The 23,946-nt window shown below is 66.3% G+C and carries 25 protein-coding genes; 9 read left to right on the top strand and 16 right to left on the bottom strand.

What is annotated here, in order from left to right; translation table 11 throughout:
* Positions 1-22: 22 nt before the first annotated feature.
* Positions 23-502, bottom strand: a complete 480-nt coding sequence (soxR, locus tag ACXAED_RS12340; protein WP_475050124.1) for a redox-sensitive transcriptional activator SoxR — start codon at positions 500-502, stop codon at positions 23-25.
* A gap of 96 nt (positions 503-598) precedes the next feature.
* On the opposite strand from soxR, the gene ACXAED_RS12335 reads away from it, so the two are divergent.
* From ACXAED_RS12335 to ACXAED_RS12325, 3 genes are all read left to right on the top strand, one after another.
* Positions 599-979: a VOC family protein gene (locus ACXAED_RS12335; protein ID WP_475050121.1), complete on the top strand. Its 381-nt coding sequence runs from the start codon at positions 599-601 to the stop codon at positions 977-979.
* 249 nt (positions 980-1,228) lie between these two features.
* Positions 1,229-1,699, top strand: coding sequence for a transcription elongation factor GreA (gene greA, locus ACXAED_RS12330; protein WP_421053312.1), 471 nt, complete (start codon positions 1,229-1,231; stop codon positions 1,697-1,699).
* A 20-nt stretch (positions 1,700-1,719) separates the two neighbouring features.
* Positions 1,720-2,754: a hypothetical protein gene (locus ACXAED_RS12325; RefSeq protein WP_475050118.1), complete on the top strand. Its 1,035-nt coding sequence runs from the start codon at positions 1,720-1,722 to the stop codon at positions 2,752-2,754.
* 131 nt (positions 2,755-2,885) lie between these two features.
* On the opposite strand, the gene ACXAED_RS12320 is transcribed toward ACXAED_RS12325, so the two are convergent.
* The 4 genes from ACXAED_RS12320 to ACXAED_RS12305 all read right to left on the bottom strand — a co-directional run bounded on the left by ACXAED_RS12320 (position 2,886) and on the right by ACXAED_RS12305 (position 7,084).
* Positions 2,886-5,018: a molybdopterin-binding protein gene (locus tag ACXAED_RS12320; protein ID WP_475050116.1), complete on the bottom strand. Its 2,133-nt coding sequence runs from the start codon at positions 5,016-5,018 to the stop codon at positions 2,886-2,888.
* Positions 5,015-5,506 carry a molybdopterin-guanine dinucleotide biosynthesis protein B gene (gene mobB, locus ACXAED_RS12315; RefSeq protein ID WP_475050113.1) on the bottom strand — a complete coding sequence of 164 codons (492 nt, stop codon included), beginning with the start codon at positions 5,504-5,506 and terminating at the stop codon, positions 5,015-5,017. Before mobB ends, ACXAED_RS12320 begins: the two co-directional genes overlap by 4 nt.
* On the bottom strand, positions 5,503-6,147 hold the full coding sequence (mobA, locus tag ACXAED_RS12310) for a molybdenum cofactor guanylyltransferase MobA (RefSeq protein WP_475050111.1): 645 nt from the start codon (positions 6,145-6,147) through the stop codon (positions 5,503-5,505). Before mobA ends, mobB begins: the two co-directional genes overlap by 4 nt.
* Positions 6,148-6,208: 61 nt before the next feature.
* Positions 6,209-7,084, bottom strand: coding sequence for a formate dehydrogenase accessory sulfurtransferase FdhD (locus ACXAED_RS12305; RefSeq protein ID WP_475053106.1), 876 nt, complete (start codon positions 7,082-7,084; stop codon positions 6,209-6,211).
* 64 nt (positions 7,085-7,148) lie between these two features.
* Between ACXAED_RS12305 and ACXAED_RS12300 the strand changes: the two genes are divergently transcribed.
* The gene (locus tag ACXAED_RS12300; protein WP_260011790.1) at positions 7,149-7,877 is read left to right on the top strand and encodes an AzlC family ABC transporter permease; all 729 of its coding nucleotides are present in this window, start codon (positions 7,149-7,151) and stop codon (positions 7,875-7,877) included.
* Positions 7,874-8,203 carry an AzlD domain-containing protein gene (locus tag ACXAED_RS12295; RefSeq protein ID WP_475050109.1) on the top strand — a complete coding sequence of 110 codons (330 nt, stop codon included), beginning with the start codon at positions 7,874-7,876 and terminating at the stop codon, positions 8,201-8,203. The genes ACXAED_RS12300 and ACXAED_RS12295 overlap by 4 nt, the downstream gene beginning before the upstream one ends.
* Before the next feature lie 20 nt (positions 8,204-8,223).
* Here ACXAED_RS12295 and ACXAED_RS12290 read toward each other — a convergent pair whose 3' ends face one another.
* The 5 genes from ACXAED_RS12290 to ACXAED_RS12270 form a co-directional block, all read right to left on the bottom strand.
* On the bottom strand, positions 8,224-8,844 hold the full coding sequence (locus ACXAED_RS12290; protein ID WP_475050108.1) for a hypothetical protein: 621 nt from the start codon (positions 8,842-8,844) through the stop codon (positions 8,224-8,226).
* A 23-nt stretch (positions 8,845-8,867) separates the two neighbouring features.
* A complete protein-coding gene (locus ACXAED_RS12285) occupies positions 8,868-9,002 on the bottom strand; it encodes an aa3-type cytochrome c oxidase subunit IV (protein WP_475050107.1) in 135 nt (44 codons plus the stop codon).
* A 184-nt stretch (positions 9,003-9,186) separates the two neighbouring features.
* Positions 9,187-9,639 carry a DUF6173 family protein gene (locus tag ACXAED_RS12280; RefSeq protein ID WP_475050104.1) on the bottom strand — a complete coding sequence of 151 codons (453 nt, stop codon included), beginning with the start codon at positions 9,637-9,639 and terminating at the stop codon, positions 9,187-9,189.
* 24 nt (positions 9,640-9,663) lie between these two features.
* Complete coding sequence (locus tag ACXAED_RS12275; RefSeq protein WP_475050101.1) at positions 9,664-10,710, bottom strand: MBL fold metallo-hydrolase; 1,047 nt, start codon at positions 10,708-10,710, stop codon at positions 9,664-9,666.
* 4 nt (positions 10,711-10,714) lie between these two features.
* Complete coding sequence (locus ACXAED_RS12270) at positions 10,715-12,418, bottom strand: acyl-CoA dehydrogenase (protein WP_475050099.1); 1,704 nt, start codon at positions 12,416-12,418, stop codon at positions 10,715-10,717.
* A gap of 141 nt (positions 12,419-12,559) precedes the next feature.
* Here ACXAED_RS12270 and ACXAED_RS12265 point away from each other — a divergent pair, with 141 nt between their 5' ends.
* Complete coding sequence (locus tag ACXAED_RS12265) at positions 12,560-13,510, top strand: L-threonylcarbamoyladenylate synthase (RefSeq protein WP_475050098.1); 951 nt, start codon at positions 12,560-12,562, stop codon at positions 13,508-13,510.
* Between the two features lie 317 nt (positions 13,511-13,827).
* Here ACXAED_RS12265 and ACXAED_RS12260 read toward each other — a convergent pair whose 3' ends face one another.
* Positions 13,828-14,385 carry a YqgE/AlgH family protein gene (locus ACXAED_RS12260; RefSeq protein ID WP_475050096.1) on the bottom strand — a complete coding sequence of 186 codons (558 nt, stop codon included), beginning with the start codon at positions 14,383-14,385 and terminating at the stop codon, positions 13,828-13,830.
* Positions 14,386-14,564: 179 nt separating this feature from the next.
* On the opposite strand from ACXAED_RS12260, the gene ACXAED_RS12255 reads away from it, so the two are divergent.
* Both ACXAED_RS12255 and ACXAED_RS12250 read left to right on the top strand, forming a co-directional pair.
* A complete protein-coding gene (locus tag ACXAED_RS12255) occupies positions 14,565-15,386 on the top strand; it encodes a protein-disulfide reductase DsbD domain-containing protein (RefSeq protein WP_475050094.1) in 822 nt (273 codons plus the stop codon).
* A complete protein-coding gene (locus tag ACXAED_RS12250) occupies positions 15,383-15,844 on the top strand; it encodes an NUDIX hydrolase (protein ID WP_475050092.1) in 462 nt (153 codons plus the stop codon). Before ACXAED_RS12255 ends, ACXAED_RS12250 begins: the two co-directional genes overlap by 4 nt.
* Here ACXAED_RS12250 and ACXAED_RS12245 read toward each other — a convergent pair.
* From ACXAED_RS12245 to ACXAED_RS12225, 5 genes are all read right to left on the bottom strand, one after another.
* Positions 15,814-19,209, bottom strand: a complete 3,396-nt coding sequence (locus ACXAED_RS12245) for an efflux RND transporter permease subunit (protein ID WP_475050090.1) — start codon at positions 19,207-19,209, stop codon at positions 15,814-15,816. The two genes, ACXAED_RS12250 and ACXAED_RS12245, sit on opposite strands and share 31 nt — an antisense overlap.
* Before the next feature lie 5 nt (positions 19,210-19,214).
* Positions 19,215-20,669: an efflux RND transporter periplasmic adaptor subunit gene (locus ACXAED_RS12240; protein ID WP_475050089.1), complete on the bottom strand. Its 1,455-nt coding sequence runs from the start codon at positions 20,667-20,669 to the stop codon at positions 19,215-19,217.
* Positions 20,670-20,798: 129 nt separating this feature from the next.
* Positions 20,799-21,341 (bottom strand): molybdenum cofactor biosynthesis protein B, encoded by a 543-nt coding sequence (gene moaB, locus ACXAED_RS12235; protein WP_475050086.1) that lies wholly within the window; start codon positions 21,339-21,341, stop codon positions 20,799-20,801.
* A gap of 92 nt (positions 21,342-21,433) precedes the next feature.
* On the bottom strand, positions 21,434-22,033 hold the full coding sequence (locus ACXAED_RS12230) for a metallophosphoesterase family protein (protein ID WP_475050083.1): 600 nt from the start codon (positions 22,031-22,033) through the stop codon (positions 21,434-21,436).
* Positions 22,034-22,042: 9 nt separating this feature from the next.
* Entirely contained in the window at positions 22,043-22,807 is a 765-nt protein-coding gene (locus ACXAED_RS12225; protein ID WP_475050082.1) for a uracil-DNA glycosylase, read from the bottom strand.
* Between the two features lie 185 nt (positions 22,808-22,992).
* Here ACXAED_RS12225 and ACXAED_RS12220 point away from each other — a divergent pair, with 185 nt between their 5' ends.
* Entirely contained in the window at positions 22,993-23,943 is a 951-nt protein-coding gene (locus tag ACXAED_RS12220; RefSeq protein ID WP_475050080.1) for an aspartate carbamoyltransferase catalytic subunit, read from the top strand.
* The last annotated feature ends 3 nt before the right edge of the window (positions 23,944-23,946 follow it).

The following is a 23,946-nucleotide window of genomic DNA, read 5'->3' as shown; positions in this document are numbered from 1 at the left end:
TAAGTGCGTCCATTTTCGTCACTCAAGCACCATTTTCCGGCTCAGCCTCTGACTCGGGCCGGTCTCCCATGAGATATCTGGGTCCCTGCCCCTTCTGTGCCGCCCGGTCCTCGGGGTTGTAAAGTTTGCAATTCGGAAGCGACAGGCAGCCGCAGCCTATGCAGCCGTCCAGATTGTCGCGCAGCCGCACCAGGGTTTCGATTCGCTGGTCCAGGTGGCTGCGGAAGTTCTCCGAAATGCGCGCCCAGTCCTCTTTCGTGGGGGTCCGTCTGCCCGGCAGGCTTTTGAGGAAGCCGCGGATTTCCGGCAGGGAAAAGCCGAATTGCTGCGCGATCATCACGAAGCTGAGCCGCCGGATGTCGGCACGGTGGAACCGCCGCTGGCCGCCTGCGTTGCGCCAGGGCTCCACCAATCCTTGCGCCTCGTAGTAGCGGATGGCGGACACCGCGAGACCGGTGCGTTCGGCCAGATAGCCGATGGAAATTCCGGCGGATGCGGGCATGGCACTCTCCTGCAAAAACTTCTTGAGCTAAAGTTAGGTTTAGGAATTACGGTGAGTCGCATCAACAGGTTTGCTCAGGCAAGAAGGAGATTTCCGATGAGCGCAGTACTGGAACATGCAAATGTCACCGTTGCCGACCCCCATGCCACCGCCGCCTGGATGCAGAAGGTGTTCGGCTGGCATGTGCGCTGGGAGGGCGAGGCCAAGAATGGCGGCTACAGCGTGCATGTGGGCGAGCAGAACAGCTATCTCGCGCTTTACACACCGCGAACCCCGGCCGGAAAGGCGCCGGAAAGCTATGGCATCGTCGGCGGGCTGAACCACCTGGCGGTGATCGTCGACGATCTGGACGCCACCGAAGCCGCGGTAAAGGCCGCCGGTTTCACGCCAATGAACCACGGCGACTATGAGCCGGGCCGCCGCTTCTACTTCCACGATGAAAACGGCATCGAATACGAGGCGGTGCAATATGATTGATATCCTCTGGCAAGCGGGTCTTCCCCGGATACCCGCGCACGGCATTTTCTTGCGCATTCCTGTGGAAAAGCCGGCCAAACCACGCAGTTAGGCGGATTTGCACGCCAGCAGCCCCCGCGCCCACTTGAAATCAGGCGCAGGATTGGGTCAGGTAAATGTCAACCGGACCGGACGCCCCGCAGCCCACGCTGCGGGGCTCCGGCTTTCGTACTGACAAGAACAAAACAAAAAGCGACCTGGACCAATCACATGGAAAAGATCCCGATGACCCCGGCGGGCTTTGCCGCCTTGGAAAGCGAACTGAAAAACCTGAAATCCGTTGAACGCCCGGCCATCATCCAGGCGATCGCCGAAGCGCGTGAGCTGGGCGACCTGTCGGAAAACGCCGAATACCACTCCGCCCGCGAAAAGCAGTCCTTCATCGAGGGCCGCATCAAGGAACTGGAAGGCATCCTGTCGCTGGCCGATGTGATCAACCCGGCCAAGCTGAACGGCGCCATCAAGTTCGGCGCCAAGGTGACCGTGGTGGACGAGGACACCGACGAGGAGAAGACCTGGCAGATCGTCGGCGAGCATGAAGCCAACATTGAAGCGGGCCTGCTGAACATCAAATCCCCCATCGCGCGCGCCTTGATCGGCAAGGACGAAGGCGACAGCGTCGAAGTGCGCACCCCCGGCGGCGAGCGCGCCTATGAAATCCTCAAGATCGTCTATTCCTGACCGGTGAGGGCTGAGTGGTCATGACAGGCTCCAGCAGCAGCCCGGGCGCCAGCCCGAACCCCGCAAGCGGACGCCCGCTGCGCGGCCTTGACGCGCCTGCCGGCAACGGTCTGGGCGGCGCCGAGCTGGTGGCCATCGGGCTGGGGGCGCTGTGGCTGCTGGCGGCAGTTGCCTTTTACGTCTTTGCCCCGGAAAGCGCGGGCCTGTCGCAATGGACCGACCTGATCACCGGCGTGCTGGCGGTGGTGCTGCCGCCGGCGATGCTCTGGGTTGCGGCCTCTGCCGCGCGCTCGGCGCGGGTGATGCGGGAGGAGAGCGAACAGCTGCAGGCCGCCATCGACGGGCTGCGCCAGACCTATCTGACCCAGGCCCAGCAGCATGCCGCGGTGGCGGAACCTACGATGGCCAAACGGCTGGAGGAGATCGCCGAGGCAACCCGCAAGACCGAAACCGCGCTGGCCACCTTCCACACCAGCCGCCGGGCCAATCCGGTGCGCCCGGCCATCCCGGCCGAGGCCGCCGAGATGACCGCCGCCGGTCAGGGCTCGCTGGCGCTTGGCACCCAGGCCGAGGACACCGCGCCGCCGCTGCCTGCGGAACAGTTCATCCGCGCCCTGAACTTCCCGGAGACCGCCGAGGACGAGGAAGGCTTTGCCGCCCTGCGCGCGGCTCTGCGCGACCGCAAGGCGGCGCAGGTGATCCAGGCCGCGCAGGATGTGCTGACGCTCCTGAGCCAGGACGGCATCTACATGGACGACCTGCGCCCCGACATGGCCCGGCCCGAGGTCTGGCGCCAGTTCGGCCAGGGCGCCCGCGGCCGCGCGGTCGCTGCGCTTGGCGGCGTGCGTGACCGCACCTCGCTGGCGCTGACCGCGGCGCGGATGAAGCAGGACCCGATCTTCCGCGATGCGGCGCACCACTTCCTGCGCCGCTTCGACCAGATGTTCGCGGAGTTCGAAACCGAGGCCACCGACGGCGAGATTTCGGCGCTCGGCAACACCCGCACCGCCCGCGCTTTCATGCTGCTGGGCCGGGTGGCCGGGACGTTTGATTGATGACGTGAAGCGCCTTTCAGGCGCTGCCTGCGGCGCGAGTATTTTTGGAAAGATGAAATAGCCGGGCGGCGCCCGGCCCAACGGCGGGCAAGCATCTTGGATGCGCCGCGCCGCGGGCGGGAGAGGTCCGCCTACATCGCAAAACTGCCGTAGGGGATGAAACGCACCGGGTCGCCGGGCTTGATCTCCGCGGCGCCGTCGCCGAGCTCCACCAGCCCTTCGGCCCAGCTGAGGCCACTGATGCGGCCGGAGCCTTCGGATTTGAACACTTCCACCCGGCCATCCCGCACCCGCGCCCGAAGGTATTCGCGGCGGCCCGGTTTCTTGCGTTTTTCAAAGGCAGCAGGCACCTCAAACGCCTGCGGCTCCCGCCAGCCTGCGCCCGCCATCAGCCCCATCGCGGGGCGCGCAAAGATCAGCGTGCAAACCAGAGCCGCCACCGGGTTGCCCGGCAGCCCGAAGACCGGCGTGCCCTGCCACATGCCCAGCGCCAGCGGACGCCCGGGTTTAAGCGCAATGCGCCATTCCTGCATCGCACCCGCCTCGCGCAGCAGCGCCGACATGTGATCCTCGTCCCCGGCAGAGGCGCCGCCGGAGGTCAGGATCACATCCGTCTGCGCCGCGGCACCGTCGAGATGCGCGCGCAGGGCTTCGCGGTCATCGGCGGCCTTGCCAAGGTCCACCGGCACGAAACCCAACTGCCGGATCAGCGCCAGCAGCATCGGGCGGTTGGCGTCGAAGATCTGGCCCTTGCCCGCGGCCTCCCCGGCCTCGACCAGTTCGTCGCCGGTGGAAAGCACCCCGGCGCGCAGCGGCAGCCGCACCGTGAGCTCCGCCAATCCGGTGGCCGAGGCCAGGGCCAGATCGGCAGGGGTGACAACCCGGCCTGCCGGCAGGATGACCTCGCCTGCGGAGACATCCTCGCCCGCTTCCCGGGTGTTTGCCCCCTGTTTCAGTGGGCCGTTGAAGGCGATCTGCGTGCCGTCGGTGTTGACGTCTTCCTCCAGGATCACCGTGTCCACGCCATCAGGCAGCGCGGCGCCGGTCAGCACCCGGATGGCGCTGCCTTCGGGCACGGTTCCGCCATAAGGCACCCCGGCGGCGGCCCGGCCCTGCACCAGCGGCAGCACATGCGGCCCCTCGGCCCGCCCGCCTGCAAAACCGTAGCCATCCACCGCCGTGTTCGGCAGCGGCGGATTGGAGCGCTTGGCCACCGCGTCCTCAGCCAGCACCCGGCCGAGCGCGTCTGCCAGCGGCACGGGTTCGGCACCGGTGACCGGCCCCAACCGGTTCCGCAGCAGAGCCAGCGCGTCATCAACCGGGGTCCAGTCGACACCCGCAGGCAGGGCAAAGCAATCATTGCTGAGCGGCGGCGGTGTCAGCCTCTCCGGCTCTTCTGCGGCCAGCGTATTCAAGCGGTCTTCGTATCCGGTGCCCAATATCCAAGCTTCCTCTTGTGCGTCCTCAGGGGCGGCAGCCAGCATTCCGGCGAGCTCCTCAGCCGGCAGGCGGCTGAGCGCTTGCGACAGGAGCCGCATCTGCACCCGGTCGCGGATTTCTTCCGGGCCGGCAACAGCCATGGCGGCCTTGACAGCGGGTTCGATCAACCCTGGCCAAACTCCTGCAAACACAATTTGCGCTGTCTCAACCTTTTCTAATGGCCAGACAGCAGCACCGTGCCGGAGCCGCAGCCGCTGCAGAACCGGCAGCCCCATGAGGACCTGGCTGCCGACGGTCGGGTTGAAGAACAGCTGGAAGCAGGAGGAGGCCGCCTTAGCCGCCAGATCCGCGCTGCGCCGCTCTGCCACGTCCTCGTAGGTTACCCCGGCTTTGCGGTAAGGGATATCCGGCCAGCGTGCCGCATCCGGCTTGCCCCAGAACGGGCCGGCGCCGGAAAACAGACGGTTTATTTCAGAGGCGACATCGAACCGGTTGTTGCTGCCGTCTTCATCGTCTTCGATCCGCTCTTCCAGCCATTGCCACAGGGCGAAGGGGTCATCCGATCCGGTGACCCGGCGCGCGAACCCGCGCGGATAGCCGAAGGGAAAGTCAAAGGCCGCGAGCACCCGCCGCCCCGCGGACTTTTCCGCGTCGAGGAAGCGGCTGATCCAAACCTCAGCTTCCTGCCGGCTGCGGCAGTAGATTTGCTGTTCTGCGGTTCCGCTGCGCGCCACACCGAGCCAGATCGCGTCCTTGCTGGCGCGCGGCGGCTTGCGCTTGGCGGCGGACCAGTCGACGGCCAGAACGGTATCGAAAGGGATCACAGCCCCAGTTCCGTCTCGATGAAATCCGCAATTGCCGCTGTATCGTTCAGGTCGAACACCGGGCGGTCCAGAGCCAGCGGGGTATCGCTGGCGACGGCCCGGATGCTTGGATCCTGCGGGGCGATCAGGTCAGTGCCTGCAGCCTGCCGGAAGGCTTCGATCTTGGGGTGGGATTCGCGCTTGTAGCCTTCCACCAGCACCAGGTCGGCGGGGCTGAGGCGGGCCAGCAGCTCTGCCAGCGGCGGCTCGGGTGCGCCGCGCAGCTCCTGCATGATGGCGATACGGCCCGCGGAGGCCAGCACCACTTCCGACGCCCCCGCCTGGCGGTGGCGGTGGCTGTCGGTGCCGGGCTGGTCCACGTCCGTCGCGTGATGGGCGTGCTTGATGGTGGAGACCGTGAGGCCGCGGGCGCAGAACTCCGCCACCAGCCGCTCCATCAGGCCGGTCTTGCCGTTGTTCTTCCAGCCGGTGACGCCGTAGATCTTCATTTCAAGAGCGCCTCTGCCCTGGCCAGGTCCTCTGGCGTGTTGATGTTGAAGAAGGGGTCGAAAGGGTCTGCCTCAAATAGCGCCTCGCGGCCGCCGTGCTGATCGGTCCAGAGCACGACCTTGCGCAAGCCGTCATTCAACGCCGCCCGCAGGTCATCGCGCAGGGCGACGGGCCAAAGGCCAAAGGCCGGGTGCCGGTTCACTTTGCTCCGCCCGCCGGATTTCAGCGTCTCATCGCCAGTACGGGGGGTGGTGGCAAGGACCAGCGGCTGATCCATACCCTCCGCCGCTGCGGTCAGCCGCGCCACCAGGTCCAGCGGGAAGAACGGCGTGTCGGCAGCGGCGGTTACAATGGTGTCCGCCCCCTGCTCTGCCGCCCAGTCGAGACCTGCCAGGACGCCTGCAAGCGGGCCGGCGAAGCCCTCGATCGAGTCGGCAATCACCGGCAGGCCCAGATCGGCGAGCCGCCCCGGGTCGCCATTGGCGTTGAGCGCGAGGCCGGCAACCTGCGGCGAGAGCCGGTCCACCACACGGGACAAGAGGCTCTGGCCGCCGACCTTCAGCCGCCCCTTGTCGCCGCCGCCCATCCGGGTGGCGAGGCCGCCTGCGAGGATCACGCCCAATGGCTTCTGTTCTGTCATGACTTCTCCTCCTGCGGCGGAAAACAGGTGTTTTCCGAGCCGGATTTCACGTGAAATCCGGTTACCCCTCCGCACTCTTCCTACGGTGCTTCTTGTCTTCCACCGGTGCGTCCTTGGGATCCATGTCGCGCACCAGCCGTTCCTCGCCCGACAGGCAAATAAACCGCTGGCCGCGCATCCGGCCGATCAGAGTGAGGCCGACCTCGCGGGCGATCTCAACTCCCCAGGCGGTGAAACCTGAGCGCGAGGCCAGCACCGGGATGCCCATCATCGCGGTCTTGATCACCATCTCCGAAGTCAGCCGCCCGGTGGTGTAAAGGATCTTGTCCGCGGCCTCTGCCTGCTCCGACAGCATCCAGCCTGCGATCTTGTCCACCGCGTTGTGGCGGCCGACGTCCTCCATATAGACCAGCGGGCGGTCCTGCTGGCACAGCACGGTGCCATGGATGGCGCCGGCCTCAAGGTACAGAGAGGGCGTGCGGTTGATCTTGTGCGCCAGCGCATAAAGCCAGGAGGTGCGGACCTCCGCCTCGGGCAGGCGCACGTCCTCCAGCCCCTCCATCATGTCGCCGAAGACGGTGCCGACCGCGCAGCCGGAGGTGCGGGTCTTTTTCTTCAGCTTCTCTTCGTGGCTGGTTTCCACCGCGGTGCGGACCACGACGGTTTCCAGGTCCTCGTCATATTCGACGCGGGTCACCTCGTCCTCATCCTGCAGCATCCGCTGATTGCGCAGGAAGCCGAGCGCCAGGTATTCGGGGTAGTCGCCGATGGTCATGGCGGTGACGATTTCCTGCGAATTCAGGAAGATGGTCAGCGGGCGCTCCTCGACCACGGCGATCTCGCTTACTTCGCCGTTCTGATCCACACCGCTTACGGCACGGGTCAGCCGCGGGTCGGCGACACCGGGGGCGATCAGATATTCTGATGCGATATCCATACTCACCAATTGCATTCCTTCTGCGTCCGCCGTAGGCGGTATTCACGCAATCTAGGACGCGCAGATGGCAATCACCACCACCAAATCGGCCTTCTGGAAGGGGTTTCGCGACAGCGCACCCTTCATCTTCATGGCCTCTCCCTTCGGCTTCCTGTTCGGGGTGCTGGCGGCAGAGGCCGGGCTGATCGTGCCGGAGGCGTTCGCCTTCTCCCTCGCGGTCTTTGCCGGGGCCGCTCAGTTCACCGCGCTGCAGCTGATGCAGGAGAACGCGCCGCTGATCATCATCCTGATTTCGGCCCTGGCGGTGAACCTGCGGATGGCGATGTATTCAGCGTCGCTGACGCCGTATCTGGGCGATGCGCCGATGTGGCAGCGGGCACTGGCCGCATATTTCGTGGTGGACCAGTCCTATGCGCTGTCGATCGTGCAATTCGAGACCGAGCCGGAGATGCCGCTGGCGCAGCGGGTGGCCTATTTCTTTGGCACCAATGGCATCGTGGCGCCGGCCTGGGTGATTGCCACGGCGCTTGGCGCGCTGGTCGGCACCCGGATTCCGGAGAGCTGGGGCGTGGATTTCGTGCTGCCGCTGGCTTTTCTGGCGATGATCGGACCGATGCTGCGCACGCCGGCCCATATCGCCGCCTGTTTCGTGGCCGTTGCGGCCTCGCTGCCCGCGGCTGCGCTGCCCTATAATCTGGGGCTGATCGTTGCGGGTATTGCAGGCATGGTGGCCGGGGCGCAGGCGGAGCTGTGGCTGGAGCGGCAAAAGGCAAAATCGGAGGCCGCGAAATGAGCAGTATCCCCGCCCCCATCCTGTGGACCGTGATCATCGGGCTGGCGCTTGGCAGCTATGCCCTGCGGTTCGTCTTCATCGGCTTTATGGGCGGGCGCCCCATCCCGGAATGGCTGATGCGGCATCTGCGCTACACGGCGGTGGCGATCATTCCGGCGCTGGTGGCGCCGCTCGTGCTCTGGCCCGCGCCGACGGGAGGCGACCCCAGCCTGATGCATTTCGCCGCCGCGGCGGCGACATTTGCTGCAGGATATCTGACCAGGAACGTGCTGTTTGGCCTGGGTACAGGCGGGCTGTCGCTGCTGCTGCTGTATCTCGCCGCCTGACGCAACGCGCCGGAGATAAGTTAATCTGCGGAGGAGGTAAGGGCTACGTTGGCCCCGGAAATGCCCGCCTGCAGATCGCCGCTGTCATTCTCATAGTAGCGTTCGGTCCGCACACCCGGCAGCTGGCCGAACTGTTCCGCCAGTTTTTCCGGATAAAAGGTGCGGTCAATGCTCTCAAAGCCCGGGATCTGCTGCAGGATGCCGATGGTCGCCTGGGCACAGTAGGCACCCGGCACCCGGCCATTGGTCACTGCCAGCTGATAGGCCTTTTGGGCCTGTTCCGGCGTCACCTCGACCCGCTGCACAACCACGTGGAAAGTGCTGCGCGCGTGGGCGCCGCGGTAGGCCTTTTCCACCGCGGGCGTGATGCCGAAGAGCACATCGTTCCGCTCCGGCACGACCGAAGCGTAAAAGGAGCCTGCGGGATCGAAGATCACCCGTTCCGAGGCGTTGATCATCAGCGACGCGTGGCCGCCCCGCCCGGTGCGGTTGTTGATCATCGTATACAGGGTGAGCGCGGGCGGTCCGGAGTGGCGGTAAGCCGCCCGGGCCAGGGTCTCCGCATCCGCATTGGGCTGCTGAGGCGCAGCGCAACCCGCAAGCGCGGTCAGGACCGCGCCAAGGCACAGCAGATTGCGCATAAAGATGGTCTCCGGCCGGAAGATCAGGAGGCGAAGATTGCCAGGAAGATGGCAAAAAGGACCAGCGCGATGCTGAAGCGGGTCACAAAGGTCAGGAAGCCGGAATAGGTCTTTTCCTGAACGGTGGTGTCCATGGTGCCGTGCTGATGTTCAGCCATGTGAGTTTTCCCTCAATTCACGTGCATTTTTCCGGTGATTACTGGATTTGCACCGCTCTGTCACCACGTCAATCGGGCGCATCTGACAGAAATGGGGTGCAAAACCTGCTGCCGCAGCGGCAATCCGGGGCTGCCGTGGCGCGGCGTCCGGCCCCGGCGCCGAATCGGCCCCGGGGCGCCGGCCTCAGTCCTGCTGCAGGTCGGAAGCCAGGCGGAAGCCGATGCGGTTGGCAGGCTCTTCCTGACGCGCCTTGGGCACCGCGCGCAGCATCACGTTCAGCTGGCTGACGTGCTGCACCAGCTGGGTCCGGGAGCCGCCGCCCTCGCTGCCGTAGAAGGTGATGATGTCGGGATCGAAATAGCCCATGCCCTCGATCCGCAGCACCCCGGCATTGCCGCCGGCAAAGCCCATCGCGACCTCGTGTTCGGCATCCAGCTGTTTCTCGAAGTTCTGAATATAAAGTATCAGGCGCTCATAGGCCCAGCGGGCGGGGCTTTTGGCGGCGTCGGGTCTTTGCAGCTTTTCCGGCACCTCGGTCAGCCCGGTGCAGGCATCGGGGTCGGAGTGGACTTCGTGCACACAAGGCAGAACCGCCGCTTCTGCTGCCTCGGCGCTGGTTGAAATCTCGTCGTTCATGCTTCCCCCTTCTGCCGGGGTGCATCACCCCTTGCGCTGATAGAGCCAGGCACCGTCTTCGCGCTCCCAGCGCGTCACCTGACCGGTATGGTACAGATGATTTACATGGGCCACCGCTTCGACCAGTGCAAGCCCGTACTCGCCTTCGCCGATTGTGCGCTTGAACAGGGGGGCAAAGCAATCAGCGGCCGTGCGCGGCTCCGACAGGTGGTCCATCAGCCGTTCCAGCGCGCCGTGGTGGTTGCCGATCAGCTGCTGCATCCGCAGCGGCAGGCGGGTGAACGGCAGCTTGTGGCCGCCCAGCGCAAGGTGATCGGGGCGCGCCAGCCCCGACAGCCGCTCGCAGGCCTCCAGCCATTCGCCCAGCGGGTCCGCCATGGGCTCGGTCGCGTAGACGCCGATGTTGGGGCTGATGGTCGACAGGATCTGGTCGCCAGTGATCACCAGATTGTCATCGCGGCTCCAGAAGGTTGCATGCTCTGGCGCGTGGCCGTTGCCGATGTGCACATCCCAGTCGCGCCCGCCCATTCGGATCACGTCGTCCTGCTTGATCCGGGTGAAGCCCAGCGGCATCGGGTGCACCGTGTCGGCAAAGTTGAAGGGCCGGTCATTGACCCGCTTTTCATAGAACTCAGGCGCCATCCCCGCGCTGCGGTAATAGGCCAGGGTCTCCTCCGGCCAGACCTCCTGCACGTCCAGCGTCAGCATCCGGGCAAACAGCCAGGCGGTACGGGTGGTGACCAGCTCAGCGCCATGCCGGCTCTGGAACCAGCCCGCCAACCCGATGTGATCGGGGTGGTGGTGGGTGCCGACGACGCGCCGCACCGGCTTGCCCTGCAAGGGGCCGGCCATCAGGCTGTCCCAGATCGCGCGGCTCTTTCGGGTGTTGAAGCCGGTGTCGATCACGGTCCAGCCGTCGCCGTCATCCAGTGCGTAGATGTTGACGTGGTCCAGCTTCATCGGCAGCGGCTGGCGCATCCACAGGACGCCCTCGGCCACCTCGATCGCTTCGCCCTGCGCGGGCGGCTCCTGCCACGGGGTGCGGGGCGAAACGTCGGGGATATCGGTCACGGCGTCAGCCTGCCAGCTCGTCGAGACTGAGGGCAAAGGTGCCCGCAGCGCCGGCCTGAGCGTGCGCCAGGAGCGAGGCATGTTCCGGCAGCATCCGGGTGATGTAGAACCGCGCCAGCTTCTCGCGCGGGCCGCCCTGATCCGCCATCGCCGCGGCCAGGTGATAGTGGCCGCCCAGCACCCGGGCAAAGGCCCGCAGATACGGCACTGAGCCGGCAAAGCGGTCCTGCATGTCGTCTTGCGCCACCAGCCACTCGGTGGCCTCGCGCAGGGATTCACAGGCCTGCCAGACGGATTCCGCCATGTTCGGATGGGTTGCGCGGGCGCGCTCGGCGCGCTCCTCGATCTCGTCGATGAGGGCAAAGGCGGTCTCGCCGCCGTCCATCATCTTGCGCGCCACCAGGTCCATCGACTGGATGCCGTTGGTGCCTTCGTAGATCGCCGTCACCCGCACGTCGCGGTAATACTGTGCGGCGCCGGTTTCCTCGATGAAGCCCATGCCGCCATGCACCTGCACCCCGGTTTCCGAGACCCGGATGCCGGTGTCGGTGCCAAAGGCCTTGGCAATCGGGGTCAGGAAGGCCGCGCGGGCGGCCCAGTCCTTTTCGCCGGTCGCGGTCTGCATGTCGATCGCCTGGGCACAGGCCAGCAGGATCGCGCGGGAGGCAAAGAGATCCGCCTTCATCTCCATCAGCATCCGGCGCACGTCTGCGTGATCCACTATGGTGCCGCTGGCAGTGCGGCCCTGCTTGCGCTCCAGCGCATAGGCCAGCGCGTGCTGGTAGGCGCCTTCACCTGCGCCAACGCCCTGGCCGCCGACGCCGAGGCGCGCGTTGTTCATCATGGTGAACATTGCCGCCATGCCGCCGTGCTCTGCGCCGACCAGCCAGCCGGTGGCGCCGTCATACTGCATCACGCAGGTGGGCGAGCCATGCAGGCCCATCTTGTGTTCCAGGCTGACGACCTTCAGGTCGTTGGCCTTACCCGGGTTGCCGTCGGCGTCCGGCAGGTATTTCGGAACCAGGAACAGCGAGATCCCCTTGGTGCCCGGCGCCCCGTCCGGCAGCCGTGCCAGCACCAGATGGCAGACGTTTTCGCAGAAGTCGTTATCGCCCCAGGAGATATAGATCTTCTGGCCGGTGACGGCATAGGTGCCATCGCCGTTCGGCTCCGCCTTGGAGCTGAGCGCACCCACGTCAGAGCCCGCCTGCGGCTCGGTCAGGTTCATGGTGCCGGACCATTCGCCGGAAATCAGCTTGGGCAGATACAGTTCCTTGATCGCATCCGAGGCGTGATGTTCCAGCGCCTCGATCTGGCCCTGGCTCATCAGCGGGGCCAGCTGCAGCGACAGGCAGGCGCCGGCCATCATCTCGTTTACTGCGGTGGCGACCGTCAGCGGCAGCCCCATGCCGCCATGCTCCTCCGGCGCGCTCATGCCGATCCAGCCGCCCTCGGAGATGGCTTTGAACCCGTCAGCAAACCCGGGCGAGGACCGCAGCACGCCGTTCTCCAGATAGGCAGGCGTCAGATCGCCGTTGCGCTGCAGCGGGGCCAGCACCTCATCGCACATCTTGCCCGCCTCATTGAGGATGGCGCTCACGACGTCCGAGGGGGCCTCGGCAAAGCGGTCTGTGGCGGAAACATCTCCATAGCTGACAACATGGTTCAGCAGAAACTCGTACTCGGAAACGGGGGCACGGAAGGTCATGGGCGTCCTTTAGCGGTCTTTCGGGGGCGTCCTGGCGCGGGCAGTCTTGGCTTCCCGGCACGGGCCTATTATGGTCAGGGGCTTGACCGATTACCTAATCGGACGCCTGTTTCAATCAACCAAAACGCCGCGTCACCCGGAATGCCCCTGCAAAGCACCGAAATTCTTGCCGCAACGGAAGCGGGCATTGCCCGTGCCGCGCAGCTTTTGCGGGAGGGCAAGCTGGTCTCCTTCCCCACCGAAACGGTCTATGGGCTCGGCGCTGATGCCCGCCAGGGCGAAGCGGTGGCGGCGATCTATGAGGCCAAGGGGCGGCCCTCCTTCAACCCGCTGATCGCGCATGTGCACTCGGCTGAGGCGGCGCAGCGCTATGTGGAGTGGACCGAAACGGCAGAGACGCTGGCAGAGGCCTTCTGGCCCGGCCCGCTGACGCTGGTGCTGCCGCTGCGCGAGGGCCACGGGATTTCGCCGCTGGTCACTGCCGGGCTGGACACCTTGGGCGTGCGGGTGCCCGCCCATCCTGCGGGCCAGGCGCTGCTGCGGGCCCTGGACGGCCCGGTTGCGGCGCCCTCTGCCAACCCCTCCGGGAAGATCAGCCCAACCACGGCAGCGCATGTGAAGGCCGGTCTGGACGGCCGCATCGCCGCCATTCTGGATGATGGCCCCTGCGGCGTCGGGCTGGAGTCGACAATTATTGGCTTGGCCGGGCCGGAACCGGTGCTGCTGCGCCCCGGCGGATTGGCGGCGGAGGAGATCGAGGCGGTGCTGGGCCGCAAGCTGGCGGTGCGCGATGTGCACGACCCGCTGACAGCACCCGGCCAGCTGCTGTCGCACTACGCGCCGGGCGCTCCTGTACGGCTGAACGCCGACGCCCCGGCCGTCGGAGAACTCTATCTCGGCTTCGGCCCCGGCGCCTGCGACCTGAACCTGTCGGAGCGCGGCGACCTGGCTGAGGCGGCGGCCAATCTCTTTGGCCACCTGCACCGGCTGGACGCGCTCGGCAAGCCGATCGCCGTGGCGCCAATTCCGGAGCACGGGCTGGGCGAAGCCATCAACGACCGCCTCCGCCGCGCCGCCGCGCCACGGGAGTGAGCCGCGAGCCGGCAGCTAGTCCAGATGCTCCCGCCCCTTTAAGACCCATCACATATGGGCCGCAAAGCGTTGGGCCAGGCGCCGCGCAAGCGCGGCGAGGTTGGCGGCATTTCCAATCATTGCATCACGGGTTGGAAGGCTTTGCAGCAATTGGAAATCACGTTTTGCAGTCCGGGACGCCTGCTGCCATGCGCTCCCGCGCCGTGCGCCAGCACGGCGCCCGGCCCAACCTTTCTCCGGTCATCCTCGATGATCGGAACAAAGGGCGGGAGTACTCCCTTGACTTGGGACACTGTGGCCCCCTGCTGCCGCCTGCTTCAGGCGTGGCCCGCACTGGCCGAGAGGGTCAGAGGATCCACACCCAGCGTTTTCAGCGCAGCTTCCCATTTGCTGTCATCGGCCAGGCCAAAGACCAGCTCGGGGCTCGCCTCCGCCGTCAGCCAGCCGTTCATCGCAATCTCCGACTCCAGCTGCCCCGGACCCCAGCCGGCATAGCCCAAGAGCACCAGCAGGTCCTTGGGCCCCTTGCCGCCTGCGATATCCTCCAGGATGTCCAGTGTCGCGGTCATCGAAAAGCCGCCCGGCACCTTCAGCGAGCTCACATCCAATTCGTAATCCGGGGTGTGCAGCACAAAGCCGCGCTGAGTTTCCACCGGACCGCCAAAGCGCACCGGCAAAGCGGCCGCGGCACTGCCTTCGCCGCCCATGTCCAGCTGCTCCAGCAGATCGCCCAGCGCCACGCCGTCGGCGGGCTTGTTGACGATAAGCCCCATCGCCCCCTCCTCGCCGTGCGAGCATAGGAAAACCACCGCGTGCTCGAACCGGGGGTCGCCAATTCCAGGCATTGCAATCAAGAGCTTGCCAGTCAGATCCATGAATTTCCGTCTTTCTGCTGCCTCCCCCCACCATGACGCGCAGCCGCCCCGCACGCAAGGGGCGCAAATGCGCCGGGCGGTGAAGCCTCCGGCAAATTTGCCGCAAACACAGGGCGATGGGCAGCCAATGACCGGATCGTGACTTGGCAAACCGCGCTGCTGGGCGCATTTATCTGTGCATGAGTAAGATACTGACCAAAGCGGCTGCCTGCGCGGCGTCTCTGCTGGCTCTGGCGGCAGGCACTCCGGCCATCTCCGGCGCCGTGGACGGCGACATTGTGGAGATCGAAGTGCTGGACGGCGGCATGACGCCGCGCGGCACCTATATGGGCGCGCTGCGGGTCAAGCTGCAGCCTGGCTGGAAGACCTACTGGCGCGCGCCGGGCGACGCCGGCATCCCGCCCAGCTTCTCCTGGCGGGGTGCGCGCAACGTCGGCGCGCTGTCGATCACCTGGCCCGCGCCGGAAGTGTTCCTGACCTCCGGCTACCGCACCATCGGCTATCATGACCAGCTGGTGCTGCCGGTGGAGATCACCCCCAAGACCGCTGGCAAGCCGGTGCGCCTCAAAGGGCGGATGCAGCTGGGTGTCTGCAAGGATGTCTGCGTGCCTGCCGAGCTGAGTTTTGACCACCAGCTGGATAGCGATGCAGGCCGCAACCCGGCGATTGCCGCAGCGCTCGCGAGCCGCCCCTGGTCAGCCAAGGAAGCCGGCGTGCGCCACGCCGCCTGCAGCCTGCGCCCGTCTGAGTACGGCATGAAAGTCACCGCCCGCATCTCGATGCCCCCGGCTGGCGGCGAGGAGGTTGCGGTGATCGAGCCAGGCTCGCCCAACCTTTATGCCGGGGAGACCACCACACGCCGCGAGGGCGGGCTGCTGGTAGCGGAGACCGAGTTCCTGCCCGCCGATGGCAGCGCCTATGCCATTGACCGCTCGCAGCTGCGGATCACCGTGCTGGGCCGCAATCATGCAGTCGACATTCAGGGCTGCAGCGCCGGATGAGCCCTCCTGACAGCTCGCAGCGCCCGGTGGTCGGCACCATTGCCGTGGTCTGCCGCCAATTTTACGGCCAGGACCACGTGATCCTGGTGCAGCGCGGCAAGGAGCCGAACGCGGGCTGGTGGGGATTTCCCGGCGGCCATGTGGAAATGGGCGAGACTGCCCTGCAGGCCGCCGCGCGCGAGCTGATGGAGGAAACCGGCGTGTCTGCCCGGCCGGTTGAATATCTCACCAATGTGGATGTGATTGTCCGCGCCGAGCCGGGCGCGGTGCAGCGCCAGTACCTGCTGACCGTTGTCCTGTGCGAGCACACCAGCGGCGAACCGGTGCCGGATGACGATGCCGAACAGGCGGAATGGATTCCCATCGCAGAGATCGAAAGCCGCGGCCTGCAGCTGCTGGATCAGGTGGGCGAAGTCGCCCGGCTGGCTCAGGCCCGCTGGCGGGCGCTGAACCGGTAGACGGCACCCCCGGCCAGATAGGCCAGCAACGCCAACGCCAGCGCCCCGAGCACACAGGCCAGCAGCCCGGCCCGCACGGGCTCCATTGCCGCCAGCACAGGCGCCGCCCGCAGCAGCGGATGCAGTGCTCCCGTGGCCATCGCCCAGCCCAGGGTCAGCACCAGCCAAACCAGCTGCGCCAGCGCTGTCCCCAGCACCAGCCAGCGCAGGTGCCCTGCCCCGCGCCGCATGGCCCGGCGCAGCGCCGTCATCGGCCGCGACAGGTCGCGCTGCATCGCCACCAGGGCCGGCACCACCAAGAGCACCAGGAACATGCCGAAGCCAAGCCCATAGACCAGGGTGATCACCGTCGGTTTGAGGAATTGCGCCTGCTGCGCGCGTTCAAACAACAGAGGCGCCAGCCCCAGCACCGTGGTCATCGTGGTCAGCATCACCGGCCGCAGCCGGTCCGCCGCCGCGTCGATGATTGAGGGCACCAGTCCGCGGTCCTCGGCGTATTGGTCGATGGTGGTCACCAGCACGATGGAATCGTTGATGATGATCCCGGTCATCCCCAGCAGGCCAACCACCGTGAACATGCTGAGCGGCACTTCCCACATGTAATGCCCCCAAATGGTGCCAACCAGGCCAAAGGGAATGATCGCCATGACTACCAGGGGGCGGGTCCAGCTGGCAAAAATCCAGGCCAGAACCAGGTAGATGCCGGTGAGGCAGAGGATCAGACCCGTGCCCGCCTCCTGCAAAAACGTCTGTTCCTGCTCCGCCAGCCCAGACAGGCGCCATTCCACCTGCCGCTCGCTGGCGATAGCCGGCAGGATCTCCTCCTGCAGCGCCTGCATAACCGCCTCGGCGCGGGCCGGGTCGTCCTCGGAGATGTCGCCGGTCACGCTGATCACCCGGATGCCGTTCTCGCGCCGGACGGTGGAAAACCCGGTGCGCTGGGTGACCGAGACAATATCGGCCAGAGGCACGTAGATCCCGCTGGGCGCCCGCATCAGGGTGCGCTCCAGGAAGTCGGCGGTCAGTTCATTCTGCGGAAGCTCCACCCGGATCGACGCGCTGCGCGGCCCGTCGGGATAGGTGGCTGCTTCAATCCCGTTGAGCCGCGCCCGGAGCGCCTGGCCCAGGCTGCCGATGGTGAAGTTCAGCGCCTGCCCATGCGGGGTGAGGTCCAGGATCACCTCCTCCTTGTCATAGGCCAGGTTGTCCTCGACGGCCGAGACCTCAGGAAAGCGCAGCAGCGCGGTCTTCAAATCCTCGGCAGCAGCCTTGAGCGTCTGCACGCTGGCGCCTGCGAATTGCACGTCCAGCGCATCGCCGCCCGGGCCGGACCGCCAGCTGCGGAAGGAAATCGTCTCCACCATGGGGTGGCGCGCCACCTTCTCCTGCAGCTCCGCCACGAAGGCAAAACTGGAATAGGGCCGCAGGTCGGCGTCGATCAGTTCGATCGAGATCCCGCCCAGCAGATCCGTGTCCTTGCCCTCAACCCCTGACAGGCCGCGGCCCGCATTGCCGCCGGTCTCGGCCATCACGAAGTCCAGCGGGTTACGCCCGTAGCGTTCGGCATACTCCGCCCCCAGCGCCTCTGTCGCGCGCTGCATCTCCCGCATCATCTCCATTGTATCAGCGCGGGTAGCGCCCTCCACCATGGCGAAATTGCCGGTGACCGAGCCGCGCTCCGGCGCGTTGAAAAAGCGCCATTGCACGTCGCCGTTGATGAACAGCGCTGCCTGGCTGGCGAGGATCGCCAGCGCGCCAGCCAGCACTGCGTAGCGCGCAGTAACGATCAGCCCCATCAGCGGCCGGAACGCATGATCGCGCAGCCAGCGGAAGCCGCGGTTCACCATCCGGTTCGGCCAGTCGTACCAGTGCCGCGCCTGCGCATGGGTCAACGCATGGGCCAGGTGGTTGGGCAGGATCAGGAAGCATTCCACCAGCGAGGCCGCCAGCACCGCAATCACGGTGAACGGAATGTCGCGGATCAGCTCGCCGAACCGCCCGCCCACGAGGGTCAGCCCAAAGAACGCAATGATGGTGGTGAGGGTTGCGGCAAAGACCGGCATCGCCATGCGCCGGGCGGCATTCTCGGCGGCCTGCACCGGGTTTTCCCCCAGCCGCCGCACCCGGAAATCGGCGTGTTCGCCCACCACGATGGCGTCATCCACCACGATGCCCAGGGTGATGATCAGTCCGAACAGGCTGACCATGTTGAGCGTGATCCCGGCGGCATACATCAGCGCCACAGCGGCAAACATCGACGCCGGTATGCCGACCGCCACCCAGAACGCAATACGGGTGTTGAGGAACAGGAACAGAAGGCAAAGCACCAGAGCGAGCCCCATAAGTCCATTATCGACCAGCAGGTTCAGACGGTCGGTGATGTGTTCGGCGCGGGTGCGGATCAGTTGGGCCGTTACCCCCTGCGGCAAACTCGCCTGCATGTCCGCGACCACCTCCTGCACCTGGCGCTGCAGGCGGATGGCATTGCCCTGGTCAGAGCGGTCGACCCGGATCGACATTGCCGGATGCTCGCCCACGAAATAAGAGCGGTTGCGGTCCACCCCCTCGACCCGCACGGCCGCCACATCCTCGATAGTCAGAACGGACCCGTCTGCGTTGGTCCGCAGCACGATGGCTTCCAGCTCATCCGGCTGGCGCTTCTCGCTGCCGGTGCGCACCCGGGCATTGGCGCCGGTCACGTCGCCTGCAGGATCCGCATCAACCTCCGCCGCGATGGCCTCGGCAATCTCGCGCATGGTGATGTCATGGGTGATCAGCTTGGCAGTCGGCACTTCGACGATGGTTTCCGGCGCCGCAACCCCGCGGATGGTGGTGCGGGTGACACCGGCCTCGAACAGGCGGGTGATCAGCTCATCTGCGAACAGCCCCAGCTGCCCGGCCCCCACCGGCCCGGTGATCACCACGTCGGTCACCCGGTCGCGCCAGGCACCGCGGCGCACATCCGGCTCCTCCGCTTCTTCCGGCAAGGTAGTAATCCCGTCGACGGCGCTTTGCACGTCATCGGCGGCCTGGCCCATGTCGGAGCCCGGCTCAAACTCCAGCGTCAGCGTTGCTAGCCCCTCCCGCGATGTAGAGTAGGTTTCTTCCACCCCATCCACCGCCAGCAGCACCGGCTCCAGCACCTGGACGATGGCGTTGTCCACGTCCTCCGGCCCGGCGCCTTCCCATTCGACGGAAACGGTAACCCGCTCAACGATCACATCCGGAAAGAACTGCGCCCGCATGTTGGGCATCGCAGCGGCCCCCAGCACCAGCATGATCACCAAGAGCAGATTGGCCGCAGTGCGGTGGCGGGTGAAGTAGCTGAACAGCCCGCGGGCCGGCCGGGGGAGCTTGCGGACCATGGCCCTCAGCCTCCCATCCGGGATTCAATGCGCGTGACCAGCTGCGCCGGCACCCGCGCCTCAGCCAGCTGTTGCAGCATCTTGGCCTTCATCTCAGACGGCATCGCGCTGCTGCCCTCGACAAAGGCCACCAGCCGGGCACGGCGCTCGTCGCTCAGCTCGATAAGTTCCGGAAGCGCCTGCACCTCTGCGCCCTGGCGCAAGGGGCGCACCTTGATGCCAGCGCCCAAGAGCGGCGTGCGGCCGGTGACAACCTCGCGGCCCTCCAGCCCGGCGCCGCGGATCAGCACGTCATCGCCTTGGCGGCGCACCAGCTCGACCGGCAGCGCCTCCAGCCGGTCTTCCTCGCCCAGGATCAGCACCGAGCCATCGGCCCCCAGCGCCGAGGCGGGAACCCGGGCCACTGCCGCAACCTCAGGCTCTGTCACCTTGACAGTGACGAAATCGCCGGGCTCAAACCCCGGTGCAGCGTTCAGGCGCGCATAGACCAGCCGCCCGGTCTGCCCGTCACCCGCCGCACCGCTGGCGCGGGAGATCTGCCCGGCGGCGCTCAGCCCCGCCCCGTCGGCGTCCAGCGTCACCCGTACAGGCGCCCGCAGCAAATGCCCTTCGGTGTCCAGCAGCCGGGCGTATTGCGCAGTCGAGACCCTGAAGGCCACTTCCAGCAGGTCCGGATCAACCAGATCCGCGAGTTTTTCATTGGCCGAGACCAGCCGCCCCTGCACCAGGCTCACCGCCTGCAGGGTGCCGTCGAAACGTGCCTTGATCGTGGTGTCGTCGAGATCCCGCTGCGCCTCGTCCAGCGCAATCTGCGCACGCGCCACGCGGGTGGCGGCCTGATCCGCCCGCGCCTCCGCCTGGCTCACCGCCTGACGGCGCGAGATCACCGCCTGGCGCGCCTGCACCGCCGCCAGCTCCGCGGTTTCCACCGCCGCTGCGGTGCCGACGCCCCGGTCGGCCAAATCCACCTGCCGCTGAAACGCGCGCTCGCGCAGCTGCGCCTGATCCTGGGTGGCCTGCAGCTCATCCTGCGCCAGAACCAGCGCCCGGCCAGCATCGCGCTCCTCGGCGCGGGCATCCATCATGTCCGCCTCGGCCCGGTCCAGCGCCGCCTGAGCATCCGCCGGGTCGATCTGCACCAGCACCTCGCCCGCGCGCACGGTGCCGCCTTCCTCAAAGTCCTCAGAAAGCTGAACCACACGGCCGCCAACCGCCGTGCGCAATTCCAGCGTGCGGCGGCTCTCGACCCGGCCAAAGGCGGTCAGCTCCGGCGCCACCGTCTGCAGCTCCGCCGTCACCACGTTGACCGCAAAAATCCGCTCCCGCGCCGGGGGAGCTTTCTTCTCCGCGTTCAGCTGCGCCTCGATTGCACTGAAAATCAGCTGCCCGGCATAAAGCAGCAGTGCCGCCGTGACCGCCGCCAGGAATACACCTGTCACACTCTGACGCAAAAAGCGCATGTTTCTCCCTTCCGGTGGCGGCTGCTGCCGGGACCGCGGGCGCGGCCTGCCAAAGCGCAAAATGCCTTGTGCCCGGTTGGAAATATATGATTTTCCGCACGGGTTTGCGAGGTTACACGCCGCAGCCGGTCACTTCCGGCGCAGATGTTCTTCCAATCTGGGCATGATTTCCACGAAATTGCAGGGCCGGTGGCGGTAATCGAGCTGTTTTGAAAGAATTTCATCCCAGCCGTCCTTGCAGGCGCCGGTACTGCCGGGCAGCGCAAACAGATAGGTGCCGCCCGCGACCCCGCCAGTGGCGCGCGACTGCACCGCGCTGGTGCCGATCTTCTGCATCGAGACCCAGGTAAAGACGGTGCCAAAGGCCTCGATCTCTTTTTCATAGACATCGCGGTGCGCCTCCACCGTCACGTCCCGGCCCGTCAGGCCGGTGCCGCCGGTCGAGATCACCACATCCACCTCCGGATCCGCCACCCAGGCGCGCAGCTGCTCGGCAATCTCTGCCCGCTCATCGGGGATGATCTTGCGGGCGGCCAGCACATGGCCCGCCTCACCCAGCCGGTCCACCAGCACCTGGCCGGAGCGGTCATCCTCCAGCTTGCGGGTATCCGAGACCGTCAGCACCGCGATGCGGACCGGGATGAACTCCATGTTTTCGTCGATACGGGACATTGCCTGTCAGGTCCTCTCTGTACTCGCCAGCCGCAAGGCCAACGCTGCAAATATTTCCGCCGGGGCGCAAACGGGCCAGGCCGCATCAGCGCTCAAGGCTCCACGTCGAACCAGCTAACCGCGGGGCCCAGGTTGGCCACCTGTGTCCTGCCTAGTGTGCCGCGGAAGCCCCAGCAATCATGCACATGGCCGCAGAGCAAGAGCTGCGACCTGATCCGCTTCGCCGCGGCCCTGACGGCGGTGGAGCCAACCGACTGCCCGCCAGAGGTCACATCCCCCAGCCCCTTGGGCGGGGAATGGGAAATCAGGATATCCGCGTGATCACAGGCCGCCAGCATCGCCGCCGCCTGCACCTCGCTCAGGTCGCAGGACCAGCTGCCAAAGGGCGTTTCCGGCACGCCATACCCCAGCCCGAACAGACGCAGGCCTTCAAACGCCACACCATTGCCATGCAGAACCGTGGTATTCGGGAAACCCGCGGCACGCAGCTCATCGGCGCTTTCGCCGTTGCCTGGCACCGCCACCATCGGAGCCTTCAGCCCGGCCAGCATCGCCACTGCCCGGTCCATACCGTGCCGGCAATTGCAGAAGTCACCCGCTGCGATCACCAGATCCGCTCCGGCGCTGGCCGCCACTATATCCGCCGCATGGGAGGCCGAGAGATGCAGGTCGGAGAACGCCAGGATTTTCATCGCATTTCCTCAGGACAAGCTGCCCAGCCGCGCCTTCAGTTCCAGCAGATCTGCCCAGGCCAGCCGCTTCTGCGACGGCTGGCGCAGCAGGTAGGCGGGGTGGAACATCGGGATCACCGGCTTGTTCCAGGCCTGGTCCCACTTGCCGCGCAGCCGGGTGATACCGCGCTTGCCCAGCACCGCCTGGCAGCTGATATTGCCCATCAGCACCAGGATATCCGGCTCCGCCAGCGCCACATGCCGCTCCAGGAAAGGCGTCAGCATGGCAATCTCCGCCGGCAGCGGATCGCGGTTCTGCGGCGGCCGCCAGGGCAGCACATTGGTGATATAGACGCTTTCGGCGCGGCTAAGCCCGATCGCCTCCAGCATCTTGTCCAAGAGCTGCCCAGCCCGGCCCACAAACGGCTTGCCCTGCAGATCCTCGTCCCTGCCCGGCGCCTCGCCGATGATCATCACCCGCGCGCCAGGCTGGCCGTCCGAGAACACCAGGTTGCGCGCCCCGCGTTTCAGGTCGCAATGGTCGAAGGCTGCCAGCGCATCACGCAAGGCGGGCAGCGACGCTGCCCCCTTGGCGGCCTTTTGAGCCACCTCTGCGGGGTTCACCTCCTTGGGCTTGGGGGGCGGAGCCGGCGCTGCCCCCGGCTTCGGCTTCGGCGCGGCCTGTTCCAGCGCATAGCGGTCGACCGGCGCGTCGCACAGCGCTTCGGTCGCGCCCAGCTCCGCCTGCCACTCCAACAGCGCCCGGGCGCTCCAGTAATCCAATGCCGATTCCATGCGCCCAAGCTACTCCGCCCAGCCGGCAAGCGGAACACCCCTCCGCCGCGATGCCGCAGATTCAAGCCTTTCATCTTTCGGAAAATACTCCGGGGAGCGCGAGGGGCCGGCCCCTCGCCTGCTCTGCCTTGCCGCATCCGCCCGCCCCGCCTATAAGAACCGGCAAATCAAGCGGAGCCGCCCATATGTCCTTCGAACACCGCCACCTGCTTGGCATCGAACCGCTGAAGCCGCATGAGATCACCGCGATCCTTGATCTGGCCGACGATTATGTGGCGCTGAACCGCCGCCCCGAGAAGCACTCCGACGTGCTGGCGGGGCTTACCCAGATCAACATGTTCTTCGAGAACTCCACCCGCACCCAGGCCTCGTTCGAGCTGGCGGGCAAGCGGCTGGGCGCCGATGTGATGAACATGGCAATGCAGGCGTCCTCGATCAAAAAGGGGGAGACCCTGATCGACACCGCGATGACGCTCAATGCGATGCACCCGGATCTGCTGGTGGTGCGCCACCCGCATTCCGGCGCGGTGGACCTGCTGGCGCAAAAGGTGAACTGCGCGGTGCTGAACGCGGGCGACGGCAAGCACGAACACCCGACCCAGGCGCTCCTGGATGCGCTCACTATCCGCCGCTCCAAGGGCAGGCTGCACCGGCTGAACATCGCGATCTGCGGCGATATCGCCCACAGCCGCGTTGCGCGCTCCAACCTGATCCTCTTGGGCAAGATGGAAAACCGCATCCGCCTCATTGGCCCGCCAACCTTGGTGCCCGCCCAGTTCGCAGAATTCGGCGCCGAAATCTATGACGACATGCGCGAGGGGCTTAAGGATGTGGACGTGGTGATGATGCTGCGCCTGCAGAAGGAACGCATGGACGGCGGTTTTATCCCTTCGGAGCGCGAATACTACCACCGCTACGGGCTGGACGCGGACAAACTCAGCCAAGCCAAACCCGACGCCATCGTCATGCACCCCGGCCCGATGAACCGCGGGGTGGAAATCGACGGGACGCTTGCCGACGACATCAACCGCTCGGTCATTCAGGAGCAGGTGGAAATGGGTGTCGCGGTTCGGATGGCGGCAATGGACCTGCTGGCCCGCAACCTGCGCGCCGAACGCCTGGCTGAGGCTGGGTGAACG

The sequence above is a fragment of the Leisingera sp. ABM4_103 genome, from assembly GCF_056158685.1.
This window is presented reverse-complemented; position numbering and strand designations above follow the sequence as displayed.